The organism is Marinilactibacillus sp. XAAS-LB27, from assembly GCF_036039175.1.
Classification (GTDB): domain Bacteria; phylum Bacillota; class Bacilli; order Lactobacillales; family Carnobacteriaceae_A; genus Marinilactibacillus.
On the sequence record NZ_JAYXKP010000004.1, the window covers coordinates 124,468 to 140,649 of the forward strand.

The following is a 16,182-nucleotide window of genomic DNA, read 5'->3' on the forward strand; positions in this document are numbered from 1 at the left end:
TAAATTTAAAAAATCATATAAAAAGAAAAGAGGAAAACACATGTATAAATGGATCATTCAAAACAAAAAAGCAGCATTAACAGGGTTACTAGGTGCGGGTATGTTATTAACCGCTTGTGGTAATGGAGCGCAATCGGAAACGGGTACGAGTGTTGAAGCAGAAGGAACCGTTGAAACAGAATTTTGGTATGGATTGGGTAGCAATGCAGGAGAAAAAATGGAAGAAATCATCAGTGCTTTCAATGATTCTCAGGATCAGTATGTGATTAAAGGTGTGCAACAAGCAGATTACTCGGAAACGTATCAAAATCTTCAAGCAGCGATTGCCTCTCAAACGGCACCAGGACTTGTATTGTTAGAAAACAGATATGTGAATACGTTAGGAAACAGTCAAGCACTTGCACCACTTGAACCCTTTGTTGAACAAGCAACGGATTTCGATCAAGAAGATCTTTTAGGTGCTTTTATGGAACAAGCACAAGTCGATGATACGCTTTATGCTGTTCCAGCATATGGAACAACTCAAGTGATGTATTATCGCTCAGATATTTTTGAAGAAGCTGGAATCGATGCAGATGAAGCTTTTGCTTCTTGGGAAAATCTATTAGAAGCCAGCCAAACACTTCAAGCTGAAGGCGCAGCTGATTATGGATTTGCGCCAATGTGGGGTGCGGGTAATCTAATGGATATCGCACTAAGTAACGGCGGCGAGATCTTGAACGAATCAGGAGACGAAGTGATGATTGATTCTCCGGAATGGATTGAAGCATGGGAAATGGTTCGTAGCGCGATTCATGATGATGAAACGTTCAAACTGAACTCTGGGGGAGAAGGCTGGGAATACTGGTACCGTACAATTGATGAAGTGATTCAAGGTCAAATCGGTGGGTATCTAGGTTCTTCAGGTGATAAAGGAGATCTGGACTTTGATATTATTGATTCAAAAGTACAACCGGGGATGAATGGAAATGCTCCGGCGCCAGCAGCGAACGCTCTATATTTATCTATGCCAAGTTCGTCTGACGAATCAGAACAAGCCGCAGGATTTGCTTTCGCTGAATTCTTTACAAAAGTAGAGACACAAGTAGAGTGGACAAAAGCGATTGGATATATCCCTGTAAGAGAATCAACGTTGTCTAATGAAGATTACATGACTTATGTGGAAGAAAATCCAGCTTTTGGTATTCCGTTTGAACAAGCACAGACTGCTTCGCCAAGTTTCTTGGATCCAACAGGTGGACAGATTACAGATGCTTTAACGATTGCAGCGGACAAAGTAGAACTTGAAAATATTTCTGCCGAAGAAGCGTTAAAAGAAGCCAAACAAGTTGCACAAGAAGCACTGGATGCTACACAAGGAGAATAAGGTATGACGTGGGAAATTAAAAAAGAAGCAGAACAAACAAGCTATCAGGCCGTCCATACCTTTGACGTGTCAGCACAGACAGAACAAATCAAAATTCAGTATACATTAAAGCAAGTGTCCTGGTTGAGATTTTTAGTGTTCGATGATAAAGGAATATTGCGTGCGCAAAAGAGTGGCATCGCCTCGACCGGATCAGTTAGTATACTAGACACAGACAGCGTTCAGCGGACAGATATTGAAGAAATAGAAGACCTTTCTTTTCAACTAGGCGATTTGAATACTTTGCCGGGCACCATTCATGAAGGGCAGTGGCGAATTGAATATAAACTCAATATTTCAGACAAGCAAGAAATAGAGGATATTCTTGGAGAAATAGACATTGAATATCTTACGGGTGAACAAGTAGGTACAGCGCCAAACCAACGTCCTTACGAAGTAAGTTGGAAAAAAGAAGGTGCTACCGTCTTTGAATTAGATGAAGCAGTCTTGGAACGAACGCTAGAAACAACAGCTCGCTGGTACAAAGGAGACTTTCATACGCATACCGTCTTCTCAGATGGGAAAATGACGCGTGAACAGAATTTAGAACAAGCAGTCAAACAAGGTCTCGATTTTTTTGTCGCAACGGATCATGATTTAATGCCAACTTCCTGGCCGCTTTCTTTTAACTGTCTGGTATTGCCAGGCGTTGAAGTGACATCTGATCTTGGACATTACAATCGACTGTTTGGATTGACTCACCCCTTTCAAGATAAGGGGTATCAAGTATTGGATGAAGAAGTAGACCTTGTATCTTCGTTCAATAAAACTGATGAAGAGCAGCATCTTAATTCTGTTAACCATCCATTTTTAACAGAATGGAAGTGGTTAGCCAAGTCACTTCCGATATCAGCAATAGATAGTCTAGAAATTTGGAATGATCCAACATACGAAGCGAACATTGAAGCAACAGAGAGGGCACTCAAGACTTGGGACAGACTGCTTCAAGATGGACATAAGATTACCGGAATCGGTGGATCTGATTCACATCTTATGCCAGTAGAAACGTATCCAAATAGTAGTCTTCCTTCTCTGATTGGGGATCCTGCGACATATGTATTTTCAGAAGCGCTAAACGGTAAACAATTGAAATCCGGCGTAGCTGAAGGTAAAGTCTTTGTCAGTCGTTTTAACTACGAAATTGACTTAACGGTCAACGGTGGAACCATTGGTGATCACTTCGCAGATTGGAAAGAAGAAGTTTCTGCATCCTGCATGATTCATTCTCCTTCTCACTCAACAGATATTCAGATCGAGTGGACTATAGATGGTTCTGTTGTTACTACAACTCGTCAAAAAGAAGACACGCAAGTATTCCTACTTGATTCGAGTCAGTATCACTATGTACGTGTAACAGTTCGTAGTTCAAAAGGAGAACTACTCGCGTTTTCAAACCCAGTATTCTTTGGTGAAAAAGAACCGGAGCTGCTTACGTGGAAAGATGTAGTGGAGTCCGTATGATTAGAGGAATTTTATTCGACAAGGATGGTACATTAGTAGAATTTAGTGAGACCTGGGAGCTAGGGACAATTGATTTCTTGAAAAATGCTTTTGAATTAGATGAACAAGCTAGTGACCGAACATTGAAACAAATCGGATTCGTTGACGGAGAACTAGTGCCAAATAGTCCGATTGCCAGCGGTACATCACTTGATATCGCTGAGGTGATTTCGTCAGAAAACAAGATGGATCAAGAAGACATTTTAAAACAGTTACGAGAACACTACTGTAGATGGACGATTAATCATCCAGAGGCATTGATTCCTCTTACAGATTTAAAAACGCTTTTTCAGGAATTGAAATTGGCGGGTATCAAGATTGGAATTGCTACGGCAGATGATCTTGATGTAACGGAATGGACGGCGCAGCATCTTGGAATTAGAGAGGACATTGACTTTCTGGGTACGAGTGAGCAGTTTCGGGCGAAACCGGATGTGGAGATGCTGGATGCATTCTGTATGAGTACAGGTCTGAAAAAGGACGAAGTGATTCACATTGGGGATTCTGTAGCGGATATGGAATTTTCCAAGCATTGTCATGCAGGAATTGCGGTTTTGTCAGGAGCGGGGACGCGAGCTGAACTTTCGGCTTACACAAATTATATCGTTGATTCGCTAGATGATTTGATTCCGCTGTTACGAGAGACATTCAAAATGGATCGTTAGATGATAATCTACAGTTAATGAGTGAGAACTCTTAGCTGTAGATTTTTTTGTAAGAGATGATTGAAATAATAGATGTAAAGGTATACAGTAGACTTATCCAGCTAGATTAAAAATGTGCAAATAGTCTAGTGCTAATTGTTGATTCAATCTAAGAATGGAGTGGGCCTTAATGTTTGGAAAAGACAAAAACACTACAGAGAATACAACTGAAAAACGATTTGTCGTTAAAACGACCGAAGTAGTCGATGAGTTAGGACAATGTTTTATTATAGTGGATCAAGTAACTGGCGTACATTATTTACAAACATGGGTAGGGGCTGGGAGTAGTATAACGCCTTTACTGGATGCGCAGGGTAGAGTTGTGATAGAGCATCATCCGAACAACTAAAAATGGTGCTATTTACATGGATTCAAAGTCGGGAAATTATCTATTAACGATACATATTACATTATAACAGGGGTGAGAATATGTCAGTAGAAAATCAAGAAAACTATCAAGCACCAACAGAAATTAAAGATCTTGATATTGTGAATACGTACGAATTAGAAGAAAATGCCAAGTCAGTCGTACCGAAAGGTGGGTACGGGTATATTTCTGGAGGGTCCGGAGACGAGTTTACAAAGAAACAGAATATTGAATCGTTTAACCATAAAGGGGTTCTGCCACGTGTCCTGGCAGATGTTGAAAATCCTGATTTGGAAACAACTATCTTAGGACATAAAATCAGAGCGCCGTTTATTATGGCACCGATCGCAGCTCATGGATTAGCGCATGAAACGAAAGAAGCTGGAACAGCAAAAGGTGTTGCAGAATTTGGAACGATTATGTCCATCAGTGCGTATTCAGGCGCAACATTTGAAGAAATTGAAAAAGGATTAAACGGTTCTCCACGCTGGTTCCAACTTTATATGAGCAAAGACGATGAATTAAATAAATTAATTGTGGACGAAGCGAAAAAAGATGGCGCCACAGCAATCATTTTGACGGCAGATGCTACACTGAGTGGGAACAGAGAAACGGATATCCGTAATCAATTTGTCTATCCATTTGGTATGCCTATTGTTTCTCGTTACCTGACGGGTAGCGGAGAAAATATGTCTTTGAATAATATCTACGCGCAATCTAAGCAGAAAATCAGCCCGAAAGATGTGGAATTTCTAGCTAGTTACTCTGAATTACCCATTATCGTGAAAGGCATTCAAGCGCCAGAAGATGCTTTAATCGCAATTAGGGCAGGTGCTTCAGGTATATGGGTGTCCAATCACGGAGGGCGTCAATTAGACGGTGCGCCGGGTTCATTTGATACGCTTGAAGGTATAGCTAAAGCTGTTGGAGGAAAAGTTCCGGTTATCTTTGATAGCGGAATTCGTCGCGGAGAGCACATTTTCAAAGCGTTAGCTAGTGGAGCAGACATTGTCGCACTCGGTCGTCCAATGCTTTATGGACTTGCATTAGGTGGATGGAAAGGTGTGCGCTCGGTACTAGAATATTTTGAAACAGATTTGAGACGTGTGATGCAACTTGCAGGAACACAGACAGTAGAAGATATCAAGCGTACGAAATTGTATGATTTCAAGAAATAAGGATTTAAAGGGTTTATCTAAAGCAGTTCTGTTATCCATATATTTATAGGAATTAATCGCACAAACCAGCAAAGAGATTTCGAACTTTTGATAATCTTTGCTGGTTTGTTTTTTAGTGGATGAGGATATATTATTTGGGAGTGACCTATGGAGATGTTAACAGGTATACAAAGGGCGCTAGAAGCTAGAGGACCGATGATTCTACTAGGAGTGCTCTTTTTAATTGGCGGAATTTCATTGATAATCATTGGAATGAAAATACGGAAACAAAGTAGATCTTCAGCTTTGGTAAGTATGATACTAGGGATTCTAGTTATACTTGGTGCACTCTATTTAATGATATGGACAATGGTTTTTGGGTATAATGCATAAGCAAATAAGGTTCTTGTAATTCAAGATAAATTGATGGCTATAATTTTTAGAAACACTTCTGCTTCATAACAATTGTTCAATTACATAAAAACGAATTGAGGTGATGATTTGTTTTCTTTGCAGCCATTCTACGCTATAATATCAGCATTTATCTATGTGGGAATTGTCTATTTATGTGTTCGAAAGGAAAGAAAATCTATAAAGTTAGGTGTGACCATTTCGGCAGGTTTGTTACAAGTCGCGTTTCTTTATTTATGGTGGAGACAGTCATTCTATCTAATGAGTACTGCAAATGTAGGGTTTCCGGCATATGAAAGATTTCTGTTATTTGTAGAAGTCGCTTATATTGTATTAGCGATTCCGTTTGTCATTGTCCTGTTAGGATATATCATCAAAATAATCATAAGACACGTTCAGTCTTTTTGGTTAAGAGGAGTCGTTATTAGTGTTTATGCAGGTGCACTAGGTGGAATCGTATATCTAGGTCAATTAGCTTTTTTACTTCTATATTATGGGTTTGCACCATAACAGCGTAAAAAAAGAAGCTAAACCATTTGAACAGTCAAGCTTCCTCTTTTGATGTTATTTGTAATAGACTTCGTCCAAAAACAATCCTTGAGACGGAACAGTTACACCGGCCTGGCTTCTAATGCCACTTTCAAAGATTTCGTCGATACTTTCTAATTCTAAGTTTCCTGTACCGATTTCCAGTAAGGTACCCATGATGATTCGAACCATTTTATGCAAGAAGCCTTCGCCGACAAAAGTGAAGTGCAAAAGACCGCCTTCTCTTTGAATCGTAATGTCGTCTATCGTTCTAATGGTTGATTTTTTGGTCTTTTTAAGTGCTGAAAATCCGATAAAATCATGTTCTCCAAGCAATTTCTCACAAGCGGCTTTCATTTTATTTATATCTAATTGTTCAGGATAGTGAAAGCTGTAGTTACGTTCAAATGCGGAAGGCACGACTTGATTCCAGATATAGTAGCTATATTGTTTTCCACTAGCGTGATAACGAGAATGGAATCTTTCAGGCACTTCTTGTAGTGCTTTAACGATAATGTCTTGCGGAAGGTAACGAATCAGATGAGCTTGCATGGTCTGAAGATCCATCGTTGATTCTGTTTTGAAATTAGCGACTTGTCCGCGGGCGTGTGTTCCAGCATCTGTTCGACCTGAGCCGACAATTTCAAGTTTCGTTCCAGTCATTTCTGAAAGAATATTTTCTATTTTACCTTGAATGGTTTTATCTGAATCACCCAGTCTTTGCCAGCCGGAATATCGGCCGCCATCGTACTCAATGGTCATTTTAATATTTCTCATTTTATCCCTCTTCATTCTATGATTCTGTTTATCTTTCATTCAGTATACCAAAAATCGGTGATGTCTTAAGATTATTATGACTATAGACAATAATAGGATTGTGAACTCGCTAATTTTATACTATAGTTTATGTATAAATAAACGTGGGTACTCATTTAAAAGGAGGCATTTTTTATCGAAAACAAACGCCCGGTAAATTTTGCAATGATTAGTGTGTTGCAATTTATTTTTTCTGTTTTAGTTATTTTATTACATTCTGATAGAATCTTTTATAATGATGCTTTTCATTTCACTCAGAAAAGTATCTTTAGTCGGTTGGCTGTTCCTTTCTTTCTAATTTGTTCAGCGTATTTTTATAAGCGGAATACTCAAAAAGAGGGATATTTCAAGAGATCAATCGTGCAGTACATCTGTTGGAGTTTCTTGTACTTACCTTTAGGGTATAGTTACTTTATGGAGTTGGATTTGCCAGCGATTGCGGCGTCGCTAGCAATTATTGTAGGGGTTAGCTACTCTGGAGTCTGGTATCACTTGTGGTACATCCCTGCATGCTTGTTTGGAATATTTTTAGTTAATAAGCTGAATCAGTACTTCAATATGCGAATCGTTTTAACGATTTCGTTAGCTTTATACATAATTGGTTCGATTGAAACGTATTCTGGGTATCTGCAAAATACCATCTTACTCGAAGGATATCAACTCTATCGAACAATCTTTTTAACGAGTCGTAATGGCTTATTTTATGTTCCAATCTTTGTTTGCGTAGGATACATGATTGCAAGTGAAGAACAAAAAGGCATTTTCTCAGAGGGTTTTTATAAGAGAAGATTGGGTTTATCCATAATGTTGCTTTGCTTGGAAGGGAGTTTCGTTTACTTTAATCAAGGGATAGACAAAAACTTTATGCTATCTTTTATACCAGTAACATTGTTTCTATTTATCTGGGCAAAAAATACATCCATATGGATGCATAGGAATTTACATATACTTAAACAACTCAGTATCTATTATTTCTTTATTCATCCTATTTTTATAGAGATTGCAAACCTCTTCTCAAAAGAGTTAAGTGTAAGGATCGGGGTTCACCCAGGTTGGGTCGTTTTTTTGAGTGCATTAGTAGCTACCCATCTCACTTCACTTGTACTGATTAAATTAAATTTATTGGAACGAATGCGCTTGTTGTCAAATGGATTATTTGTAAAGAAATCACAAATAGAAATAGAGTAAATAAAAACGCTACGGGATATCAACTACTCCCGTAGCGTTTCTTCGTTTTCTTCAAAATAGTGTGTAAGATTACGTTCGGCCGTCTTAAATAGATTAGAGTCTGGATTTAAACGAATACTTTGCTGATTCAAGTATACAGAGTCATCCATTAGGAGCTCAGGTAATAGTTTGGGGCGGCCAGTTAATGTAATTTCATACTTAAAAAACAGATCGCCCATTGCATCAATCTGAAAGGTACCGTAGCCTTTTTCAGATTCTGGTATACGTATATTTTTGATTAATGACATAATAAAGACACCTTCCTTTAAATGATGTAAGCGGTAAACCTATTATAACAGGTTCAATATGTAAATACAGTTAAATTACTGTAAACCAAATATATGTTTCTATAGAAAAGGGTTTTTGTTAAAATAAAGGCGAGGACCAAACAGAGAATGGAGAAGGTTACATGAGAATTTTACATACAGCTGACTGGCATATCGGGAAAATCGTGAATGAATTTTCGATGTTAGAAGATCAAGAACACTATCTAAATCAATTAGTGGATAAAGTGAAACAATTGAACGTTGACGTACTCATTATGGCAGGAGACCTGTACGACCGAGCAATTCCACCAAAAGAAGCCGTTACATTAGCCAATAGAATCATCACTCGATTGATTAAAGAAGTAAAAATCCCTGTTCTAGCGATTGCAGGGAATCATGATAGCAACGAGCGTTTAGAGTACGGTGCAGAATTGCTTGAAACGAGTGCCCTTTTTATAGAAGGAACACTGAAGAAGACTACTAGAAAAGTAACCATTGATGGAATGAACTTCTATTTATTGCCATTTGCGGATCACGTAACAATTAGGCAATTACTAGAAAGAGAAGACATCAAAGATCTTGAGGATGCTACAAAAGTGCAAGTGGAATCGATCAAAGCAGAGATGAACTTGGATGAAGTCAATATCTTAATTGCTCATGGGTATATCGTGAATCAGACAAAAGATTCTGTTGAAGATTCAGAATCTGAAAGACCGCTCAGTATTGGAACTGCTGAATTTGTAGAAGCCAGTATTTTTGAAGATTTTGATTATGTAGCGCTGGGTCATTTGCATAAAGCTCAGAAAGTGAAATGGGATAAAGTCAGATATAGCGGTTCTCCATTAAAATATTCGAAATCTGAAGTCCCGCATAAAAAGAAAAGTTGGATTGTAGAAATAGAGAAAGATCGATTAGATATTGAACCAGTTGAAATTGAACCACTCAGAGACATGAAAGTGATTAGAGGGTTTTTTGATACGCTAATGGAAAGTGAATCAAAGGACTATGTTTTTTTTGAGTTGGAAGACAAAGATTATGTCATGGATGCAATGAATCAGTTAAGAAGACGGTATCCTTTTGCGATGGGGCTGGAATATATTGGTCGAGAACGTTCAGATGTAGATGCAGCAAAACAGACCCAACAAACCTTGCAGAAAAAAACGATGGTTGAATTATTCGAAGATTTTTATACTACGTATAATCAAGAAACACTAGATACTAAACAAAAATCAGCAGTAGAACAGATTATGAACGATGTACAAAAAGGAGAAGTCTGATGCGCCCGTTAAATTTAGTCATGAATGCTTTTGGTCCCTACAAAGGGAAGGTGGAAATTGATTTCACACAGCTATCCCAGTCATCCCTGTTCCTAGTTAGCGGACCAACTGGGGCTGGTAAAACAACCATATTTGACGCAATTGCTTATGCGTTATTTGATCAAGCTAGTGGAGACTCGAGACAAAAAGATACGTTCAAATCGCAATTCGCTAAAGATACGGATCTAAGTTACGTGGAACTAGAATTTGAACTGGGCGAAAATCGATATTTTATTCGCCGTGAACCCACTCAAATTGGTCCTGGAACGAGGTCGAAAACAAAACAAATTCAATCTAACGTGACCTTTCATAAAGGGAATCAAGTAACGACTAAAGTAAAAGAAGCCAACGACGAAATTCAACAAATCATTGGCTTAACGTACGATCAGTTCAGACAAATCGTCATGCTTCCGCAAGGGTCGTTTAAAAAGATGCTGGAATCAGATAGTGGAGACAAAGAGAAAATTTTTCGGAATATCTTTCAGACAAAACAAATCGAACAATTTCAAGACCAGCTAAAAGCGAAAGCGAAAGTTCTAGCAGATCAGTATAAAAATAACGAGCAAGCAATGAAACAAGCTATTTCAACAATTGAAATAGAAGAGAATGAAACGTGGACAAAAGCAATCGAGCAGTTTGATATTAAAAGAATTCTAGAGATATTAAGAAAGACGATTGTAGAAGAATCAGCTGAATTGAATTCGGTAAAAGAAACCATTGGTACGCTCCAACAAGCGTTTAAAGATCAGGAACAGATTCTAAGTTGGTTAGAACAGAAAGAAAAGAATCTAGCAGAGCAAACGATTCTGGATTCAAAACGACAAAATATAGAGCAAAAAGAAGTTGCTTTAAAGCAACATACAGAAGCTGTGAAAGTAGTAAATGCTAAAGCAACGCTAGAAGAAAGTTTAACGCAACTCAAGAAACAAAAAATGAGACTCGCTGAGTTAAAAGAGCAAAAAGGAACACTGAAAAAGCAAGAAGCAGAACAGTCAGTGAAACTAGAAGCAGCTAAAGGGGATTTCGATAACCTAAAAAGTATCCGAGAAGCCATTTCAAAACTGAACGAAGCATTAACGATTATTGATCAAATTGAAGAGAAAGATCAATCAATCAAACAACAAAATAAGATAATTGATGAAAATCAGCAGACAATCGAAGCGTTGGAAAAGCAATCCACACAAGTAGCGAAGAGTATTGGAAAAAGTGAAGCGACGTTAGACTCAATCGAACAACTACGTACTAAAATCGATGAATTAAAAGAAGCTATGGTCGTTTCCAAAGAAACTTTAACTAAACTGAGTCATCGCAAAGAACAACTCGAGCAAGTTTGTGCGCTTCAACAAAAAGAACAGGAAGCCGTCGTTCAGTGCGAAGCAGCTAAAGAGAAAAAGGAAGAGGTCTATCTCAAACTAGTTAAAGGAAAAGCTGATTATTATACGAATTTAGCCAGTACACTTGCAGAAGGCTTGGTTGAAGGAGAAAACTGTCCAGTATGCGGATCGGTTCACCACCCAAATAAGGCAACAACAAGTGCACGCACTTCAACAAAAGAACAAGTAGAAGCATTAGAATTAGAAGAAAAACAAGCGAATACAATTTTTGTGCAAATAGAGACTAAATTAGATAATATTCGAGCAGATGTCACTAGTCGCTGTGAACAGCTAGAGATTGAACAGTCGCAAGCGAAGACTGAATACGAAAAAGCGAAAGTAGACGAACAAAATATAAAGGAAACATTCAATGGATTCGCAAAAGAACTCGAAACTGCAGAGCAACAAGTTAGCGAAGAAGCAGAATTGAAAGAACAGCTAGAAGCGTTACGTAAGCAAGCTCAGTCACTTCAGACAGAACAACAACAATGCCAGTCGACAATCGAATTCACTAAGACTCGACTTCAGGAAATCACAGAAGAGAAAGAAAGGTTAAAAGAAAAGGTATCTAGCGAAAGCAAAGAAGAAATACAGCAAACAGTTAAAGAAAAAGAACAGTTAATTGAAAAAATAGAAACAGAATATGAACAGCTTCAAAATCAAACGCATGTATTGAGAAGTGAGCTAGCTTCAACGAAAACAGCGATTGAACTAACAGAATCTCAATTGAAAGAAACTGTTTTACGCAAAGAACAGCTTGAAAAAGATTTTGAGCAAATAAAAGAGACCAGTCGTTTAGGCGACCAGTTTGTTGACTATGTTTTAGAAAAAGCTCAACAAGTATCGTGGTCTGAAGAAGTAGAAACCTATAAGCAATCGGTACTGGTCAATCAAGACCGAATCAATCAACTGGATGAGCACTTAAACCAACTGGAGTCTCTAGAAGAAAAAATAGTGTATGAAGAAGCAATAGTTGAAATTAAAAACAGAATTCAGGAATCGGAACAAAAAAGAGATACACTATTAACAAACACTTCGCAAAATCAACGCGCTGAAGAAACAATCAAAGGTTATCACAAGCAGAGTAGTGAAGTAGAGAAAGCTTATCAGTTGTATGGATTGTTGTCTGATATGGCGAATGGTTCAAAACAAACCGATTATATTTCATTTGAACGATATGTTTTAGGTATCTATTTTGAAGAAATTTTAATGGCAGCCAATCAACGGTTCAGTCAGATGACCAATCACAGATATGAACTTCAAAGACAAACGGAAAAAGGAAAGGGTTCTGGAAAACAAGGACTGGATATGGAAGTGTTTGATCACTATACGGGCAAGACCAGAAGCGTGCATACCTTATCTGGAGGCGAAACCTTTAAGGCGTCTCTAGCCTTAGCACTAGGTCTTAGTGACGTCATACAAAATCAAAATGGCGGAGTCAGTGTGGATACGTTGTTTGTTGATGAAGGGTTCGGAACGCTCGATTCAGATTCACTAGATATGGCTGTTCAAACCTTACTGGATCTACACCAAAAAGGTCGGTTGATTGGAATCATATCTCATGTGGATGAGCTGAAAACGAGGATTCCAGCGCATATTGTTGTTGAGAAAACGGCTACAGGAAGTACAGCACACATAAAAAATTAACACTTCTCTAGGATAAGTGTCTTTCCTTTAAAAATCTGATAAATGAGCGTTATAATTAACGTGTAGAAAATAGAAGTTATTAGATGAAAGGAAGGATTTAATTGAATAAAGAACAATTAGAACGAATGAAATCTGGAAAAGGATTTATTGCTGCATTGGATCAAAGTGGTGGTAGTACACCTAAAGCACTTGAAGCCTATGGTGTACCAGAGACAGCTTATTCCACAGACGACGAGATGTTTACGGTTGTTCATGAAATGAGAACGCGTGTGATCAAGAGTCCCTCATTTACTTCCGACCACATTCTAGGTGCAATTCTGTTTGAAAATACGATGGACCGCATGATTGATGATAAATATACGGCAGATTATTTATGGGAAGAAAAAGGTGTAGTGCCCTTCCTTAAAGTCGATAAAGGTTTGGCAGAAGAGGTTGATGGTGTTCAAATTATGAAGCCAATGCCTGATTTAGAACAGTTACTCAAAAGAGCTGTGGACCACAATGTCTTTGGTACTAAAATGCGTTCAGTTATCAAAGAAGCCAACGAGTCTGGGATTAAAAAAGTTGTAGACCAACAATTTGAAGTGGCGCAACAGATTTTTGAAGCAGGACTCGTTCCAATCATTGAACCTGAAGTAGATGTCTACAGTAAAGACAAAGAAAAAGCTGAAGAAATGCTAAAAGTAGAAATTAAAGCACATCTAGATCAGCTAGATGAACAAACAAAAGTGATGCTTAAATTGACGATTCCAAATAAAGTGGATACGTACGTTGAATTCACGGAACATCCAAACGTTGTACGTGTCGTCGCACTATCAGGCGGCTACAGCAGAGAAGAAGCCAACGAAAAACTTTCTCAAAATAAAGGTTTGATTGCGAGCTTCTCTAGAGCCTTATCTGAAGACTTGAATGCTGATCAGACAATAGAAGAATTTGATCAACATCTATCGGATGCAATTAGCTCAATTTACGAAGCATCTGTATCACCAGAATAGAAAAAGAGTACAAAGAGCAAAGGGGGCAACGAATCGTTGCTCCCTTTTTTTGTGCTGTTATAGTAGTCTATACATAAGATGAAATCGGATAACATCATAAAAGTGGGAGTGAGTATACTGAGAAGAGAAGAAGTAGGTAGGAAAAAGCTTTTTGTCATTTTTTTAATGATGGGGAACCTTTATGTAGCATATTTAAGTTACGAGCAGTATAAGCTCAGACTAGAGTTCTTTAACAATTGGCCATGGCAGCCTGTTTTTTTACTCGGCATTCATCTCATCTGGTTTTTATTCAATTTCTATCATTTGCTGAAAAAAGAGTAAGTAGAAATTAACAAGGTTAAATAGTTAAAGCTAATAAGACTGGAAGGTGAGATTATAGTTGAAGAAAAGATATATTTTTAAGTTTATATTTGTAGTAATAATCATTAATTTAATGGTGTATAGTTTCTTGATAGATGCAAGAATAAGAGAGGCTACTCTCTTTAGTATTGTTGCTGGGTTTGGATGGTTAAGTACACTGATTTACGATGAAATACAATATAAAAGACCACGTGGTGACGATAGGACAGAGCGAGAGAAGAAGATTGATTGGGCTTTATTAGGTATTGTTTGTGTTAATGCATTAGATATTATTAGGTCAATTATGTTATACGGAATCACCTGAAAACCAAATTTCATTTGTATAAATTTTGAATATTTATACAAATCGAATTGACTTTTAAGTAGAACAAGATTAAACTAATCAATAAAACTTAAAAGTGGGAGAATCCTATGTCAGTGAATCAGCATACCGAAATTATTCAAGAATTAATTCAATCCGTAAGTCCGGAATTAAGGGAACTAAGCGAATATATTTATGACCATCCAGAACTAGGACACGAAGAGTTCCTTTCTTCAAAAGCGCATGTGGAGTTACTTGAAAAGCATGGATTTGAAGTGGAATATCCATATCTTGGTATCGACACTGCATTCAAAGCAGTGTATAAAGGCAAGAAAGAGGGGCCGACAATTGCTTACTTATCTGAATATGATGCATTACCTGGAATTGGCCATGGATGTGGTCATAATCTGTTAGGGGCTACGGATACAGGAGCGGGTATTGTGTTGTCTAAGTTGGTCGATGAAGTTGGGGGAACAGTGATTGTGCTAGGCACGCCAGCAGAAGAAACGAATGGTGATAAAGTGACGATGGCAGAATCAGGAACATTTAACGATATTGATGTCGCTTTCTGCACACACCCATCTGATGGGTACTATGCAAGTGGAACATCTATGGCGATGGAGGCGATTGAATTCCGTTTCCACGGTAAGACCGCCCATGCTGCAGCTTCTCCTTTTGAAGGGAAGAATGCATTGGATGCTTGCTTGAATACATTTAATAACATCAATGCGCTTAGACAGCAACTTCACCCTTCAGCACGTGTTCATGGCGTCATTAAACAAGGTGGGGAAGCAGCGAATATTATTCCAGACTTCACACGAGCAGAGTTTTATGTGCGTGCGATGGATATGCCGTATTTGAATGAACTCAAACAAAAGGTGATTCAATGTGCTGAAGCAGGAGCACTAGCAGCGGGTTGTAAGATGGAGTGGGATCATTATGAAGCAAGCTATCAGAATCTAATTACAAACAAAACGCTTTCTGAAAAGTACAATGATAATATGAAAGAACTAGGCATTGAGATGGATACAGAAGAAAAAGATTCTATGGGTTCCATGGATATGGGGAACGTGAGTCAAGTCGTTCCAGCTATCAATCCATATTTTGAGATCAGTAACGGGAATAGCGTGACTGCGCATACAGTCGAGTTCAGAGAGTACACGAAGACAGAACCGGCTTATGAAGGTATGGAAAAAACGATTGCGGCTTTTACTCAGACAGCTCTTGATTTGATAATGGACAAACAACTATTAGCTAATGTAAAAGAAGAATTTAGTACTAAAATATGAAGGGAGTATCAATGTCTTGCAATTGAGGAAGCTATTAATCACAGATGAAGTATCCTATCGAGAGTACGTTAAGTCTTGGAAAAGTGAAAAGATTGTCCCAACATCTTCTAATTTTAATAAAAATCCTTACCGAGACTTTTTACAGCAGTTGATTAAAGCTGAAGAGGGTATGGATCAATGGGTGCCTTCTGAAACCTATTTTCTTTTCCTTGAAGAAAATGAGATAGCCGGTGCCATTAATTGCCGCTATCAATTAAACGACCAGTTGAAATACATTGGTGGACATATTGGCTACGGTATATCTCCGGAACATAGAAGAAAAGGTCTAGCTCAATTGATGCTGGGAAAAGTATTGCCGCTATTCAAAGAGCGGGGTATAGAACGAATTTTATTGACAGCTAACGATGACAATGTTGGTAGTGTTCAGGTAATACTAAATCACTATGGTAAACGAGCATCATCTGGTATAGAAGAATCCGGAAAAACATTTGGTCGTTACTGGATAACTATCTAAAAAAGA

At 38.1% G+C, this 16,182-nt stretch carries 16 protein-coding genes; 14 read left to right on the forward strand and 2 right to left on the reverse strand.

Features of this window, described 5'->3' with window-relative positions:
• Positions 1-40: 40 nt before the first annotated feature.
• From VXN63_RS06900 to VXN63_RS06930, 7 genes are all read left to right on the forward strand, one after another.
• Positions 41-1,366: an extracellular solute-binding protein gene (locus tag VXN63_RS06900; RefSeq protein ID WP_327757289.1), complete on the forward strand. Its 1,326-nt coding sequence runs from the start codon at positions 41-43 to the stop codon at positions 1,364-1,366.
• 3 nt (positions 1,367-1,369) lie between these two features.
• Positions 1,370-2,866 carry a CehA/McbA family metallohydrolase gene (locus VXN63_RS06905; RefSeq protein WP_327757290.1) on the forward strand — a complete coding sequence of 499 codons (1,497 nt, stop codon included), beginning with the start codon at positions 1,370-1,372 and terminating at the stop codon, positions 2,864-2,866.
• The gene (locus tag VXN63_RS06910; protein ID WP_327757291.1) at positions 2,863-3,570 is read left to right on the forward strand and encodes an HAD family hydrolase; all 708 of its coding nucleotides are present in this window, start codon (positions 2,863-2,865) and stop codon (positions 3,568-3,570) included. Before VXN63_RS06905 ends, VXN63_RS06910 begins: the two co-directional genes overlap by 4 nt.
• A 169-nt stretch (positions 3,571-3,739) precedes the next feature.
• Positions 3,740-3,958, forward strand: a complete 219-nt coding sequence (locus tag VXN63_RS06915) for a DUF6440 family protein (protein WP_327757292.1) — start codon at positions 3,740-3,742, stop codon at positions 3,956-3,958.
• Between the two features lie 80 nt (positions 3,959-4,038).
• Positions 4,039-5,154: a lactate oxidase gene (locus VXN63_RS06920; RefSeq protein WP_327757293.1), complete on the forward strand. Its 1,116-nt coding sequence runs from the start codon at positions 4,039-4,041 to the stop codon at positions 5,152-5,154.
• 147 nt (positions 5,155-5,301) lie between these two features.
• Positions 5,302-5,526: a DUF308 domain-containing protein gene (locus VXN63_RS06925; RefSeq protein ID WP_327757294.1), complete on the forward strand. Its 225-nt coding sequence runs from the start codon at positions 5,302-5,304 to the stop codon at positions 5,524-5,526.
• 108 nt (positions 5,527-5,634) lie between these two features.
• Entirely contained in the window at positions 5,635-6,054 is a 420-nt protein-coding gene (locus tag VXN63_RS06930) for a hypothetical protein (RefSeq protein WP_327757295.1), read from the forward strand.
• Positions 6,055-6,108: 54 nt separating this feature from the next.
• On the opposite strand, the gene truA is transcribed toward VXN63_RS06930, so the two are convergent.
• Positions 6,109-6,849, reverse strand: coding sequence for a tRNA pseudouridine(38-40) synthase TruA (gene truA / locus VXN63_RS06935; protein ID WP_327757296.1), 741 nt, complete (start codon positions 6,847-6,849; stop codon positions 6,109-6,111).
• Positions 6,850-7,053: 204 nt separating this feature from the next.
• Between truA and VXN63_RS06940 the strand changes: the two genes are divergently transcribed.
• Positions 7,054-8,076: an acyltransferase family protein gene (locus VXN63_RS06940; protein WP_327757297.1), complete on the forward strand. Its 1,023-nt coding sequence runs from the start codon at positions 7,054-7,056 to the stop codon at positions 8,074-8,076.
• Positions 8,077-8,099: 23 nt separating this feature from the next.
• Here VXN63_RS06940 and VXN63_RS06945 read toward each other — a convergent pair whose 3' ends face one another.
• Complete coding sequence (locus VXN63_RS06945; protein WP_225742994.1) at positions 8,100-8,363, reverse strand: hypothetical protein; 264 nt, start codon at positions 8,361-8,363, stop codon at positions 8,100-8,102.
• A gap of 161 nt (positions 8,364-8,524) precedes the next feature.
• Here VXN63_RS06945 and VXN63_RS06950 point away from each other — a divergent pair, with 161 nt between their 5' ends.
• The 6 genes from VXN63_RS06950 (at position 8,525) to VXN63_RS06975 (ending at position 16,176) form a co-directional block, all read left to right on the forward strand.
• A complete protein-coding gene (locus tag VXN63_RS06950; RefSeq protein ID WP_327757298.1) occupies positions 8,525-9,658 on the forward strand; it encodes an exonuclease SbcCD subunit D in 1,134 nt (377 codons plus the stop codon).
• Complete coding sequence (locus tag VXN63_RS06955; RefSeq protein ID WP_327757299.1) at positions 9,658-12,717, forward strand: SMC family ATPase; 3,060 nt, start codon at positions 9,658-9,660, stop codon at positions 12,715-12,717. The genes VXN63_RS06950 and VXN63_RS06955 overlap by 1 nt, the downstream gene beginning before the upstream one ends.
• A 101-nt stretch (positions 12,718-12,818) precedes the next feature.
• Positions 12,819-13,712, forward strand: a complete 894-nt coding sequence (locus tag VXN63_RS06960; RefSeq protein ID WP_327757300.1) for a fructose bisphosphate aldolase — start codon at positions 12,819-12,821, stop codon at positions 13,710-13,712.
• Between the two features lie 379 nt (positions 13,713-14,091).
• Entirely contained in the window at positions 14,092-14,376 is a 285-nt protein-coding gene (locus VXN63_RS06965; RefSeq protein WP_327757301.1) for a hypothetical protein, read from the forward strand.
• A gap of 107 nt (positions 14,377-14,483) precedes the next feature.
• On the forward strand, positions 14,484-15,662 hold the full coding sequence (locus VXN63_RS06970) for a M20 family metallopeptidase (RefSeq protein WP_327757302.1): 1,179 nt from the start codon (positions 14,484-14,486) through the stop codon (positions 15,660-15,662).
• 16 nt (positions 15,663-15,678) lie between these two features.
• Positions 15,679-16,176, forward strand: coding sequence for a GNAT family N-acetyltransferase (locus VXN63_RS06975; RefSeq protein ID WP_327757303.1), 498 nt, complete (start codon positions 15,679-15,681; stop codon positions 16,174-16,176).
• Positions 16,177-16,182: the final 6 nt, after the last annotated feature.

Bases quoted from the DNA above. Each gene is read 5' to 3' on its own strand.
- VXN63_RS06905 (WP_327757290.1), top strand. From the start codon at position 1,370: ATGACGTGGGAAATTAAAAAAGAAGCAGAACAAACAAGCTATCAGGCC.
- VXN63_RS06925 (WP_327757294.1), top strand. From the start codon at position 5,302: ATGGAGATGTTAACAGGTATACAAAGGGCGCTAGAAGCTAGAGGACCG.
- truA (WP_327757296.1), bottom strand. From the start codon at position 6,849: ATGAGAAATATTAAAATGACCATTGAGTACGATGGCGGCCGATATTCC.
- VXN63_RS06955 (WP_327757299.1), top strand. From the start codon at position 9,658: ATGCGCCCGTTAAATTTAGTCATGAATGCTTTTGGTCCCTACAAAGGG.
- VXN63_RS06900 (WP_327757289.1), top strand. From the start codon at position 41: ATGTATAAATGGATCATTCAAAACAAAAAAGCAGCATTAACAGGGTTA.
- VXN63_RS06915 (WP_327757292.1), top strand. From the start codon at position 3,740: ATGTTTGGAAAAGACAAAAACACTACAGAGAATACAACTGAAAAACGA.
- VXN63_RS06950 (WP_327757298.1), top strand. From the start codon at position 8,525: ATGAGAATTTTACATACAGCTGACTGGCATATCGGGAAAATCGTGAAT.
- VXN63_RS06970 (WP_327757302.1), top strand. From the start codon at position 14,484: ATGTCAGTGAATCAGCATACCGAAATTATTCAAGAATTAATTCAATCC.
- VXN63_RS06940 (WP_327757297.1), top strand. From the start codon at position 7,054: ATGATTAGTGTGTTGCAATTTATTTTTTCTGTTTTAGTTATTTTATTA.
- VXN63_RS06910 (WP_327757291.1), top strand. From the start codon at position 2,863: ATGATTAGAGGAATTTTATTCGACAAGGATGGTACATTAGTAGAATTT.
- VXN63_RS06920 (WP_327757293.1), top strand. From the start codon at position 4,039: ATGTCAGTAGAAAATCAAGAAAACTATCAAGCACCAACAGAAATTAAA.
- VXN63_RS06945 (WP_225742994.1), bottom strand. From the start codon at position 8,363: ATGTCATTAATCAAAAATATACGTATACCAGAATCTGAAAAAGGCTAC.